We start from the raw sequence: 1,133 nt of genomic DNA, 5'->3' as shown, positions 1-1,133 counted from the left end.
GGGGGGTAGGAGCGGTGGAGCAGTCGTCAGGCGGCGAGGTCGACGTCGTCGGGGGTGCGTGGTTCGTAGAGGGCTCCGGTGCGGATCATCGCGTGGATGACGTTCACACGCTGGCGGGCCAGGCGGAGGATGGCCTGGGTGTGGGTCTTGCCACGTGCGCGCTGACGGTCGTAGTAGGTCCGGGAGGAGGGGTCGGACTTGCAGCCGATCGCGGCGAATGCGGCCTGGAACAGGGCGCGTTTGAGGAGCCGGTTGCCGCGGTGGGGTGCGTGCTCGCCTCGGATGGAGGTTCCCGAGGACTTTGTAGCCGGGGCGAGTCCGGCGTAGGAGGCGAGGTGTCCGGCGGTGGGGAAGGTGGTGCCGTCGCCGATCGCGACGATCACGGCTGCTGTGGTCCTGACGCCCAGGCCGGGCAGGGACGTCAGGAGGTGGAAAAGAGGGAGGGCCTCCAGCAGGGCGGCGATCTCCTGCTCGGCCTGGCGTCGTTGGGTGTGGGCGGCGGCGAGCTGGGCGGCGAGCCCGGGCACGATCAGCGCGCTGGCTTCGGTGCCTGGAACCACAAGAGTCTGTTCGGCGAGGGCGTCGAAGATCTCGGCGGTGAGGTGGTGGGCCTTGCGCGAGCCGTGGGCCCTGAGCAGGGCCTCGCAGCGGGCACGGCCGAGTTTCTTCAGCCTGGCCGGGGAACCGTGCCGCTGGAGGAGAACCTGGATGTAGGGGTAGGCCAGCCGCGGGCCGAGGACGCGTTCGAGGGAGGGGTGGATCTGGGAGAGGAGGCCGCGCAGCCGGTTGGTGGTGCGGTTGATCTCGCCGGCCAGGTCGTTGTCGTAGCCGGTGAGCATGGTCAGCTCGGCGAGAGCCTCGTCGTCGCGGTCGATCGCGCGCAGGGTGTGCGGCACGGTGCGGGCGGTGTCGGCGATCACGAACGCGTCGCGGGCGTCGGTCTTGGCCTCGCCGGGGTAGAGGTCGGCGGCGCGGCGCATCGACAGTCCGGGCAGGTAGGCGATCCGGCAGCCGGATGCCAGGGCGGCGGCGATCGGCAGGGCGCCGATGTTGGCGACCTGGTCGACGACGACCAGTACTGTGCCGAATTTCGCGGCCAGCTTCTCGAACAGCTCCCGCAGCTTCGGCTCGGT

Annotated in this window: 1 protein-coding gene; it reads right to left on the bottom strand. The window is 70.6% G+C overall.

Annotated features, from left to right (window positions below; translation table 11 throughout):
* Positions 1 to 26: 26 nt before the first annotated feature.
* A partial coding sequence (locus tag ACFC09_RS46075) for an IS110 family transposase (RefSeq protein ID WP_376539208.1) occupies positions 27 to 1,133 on the bottom strand: 1,107 nt, incomplete at its 5' end.

It is taken from the genome of Streptomyces sp. NPDC056161 (assembly GCF_042268025.1).
Lineage (GTDB): Bacteria > Actinomycetota > Actinomycetes > Streptomycetales > Streptomycetaceae > Streptomyces.
Note: the sequence above shows the minus strand (reverse complement) of the source record. Positions and strands in the feature narration are given on the sequence as shown.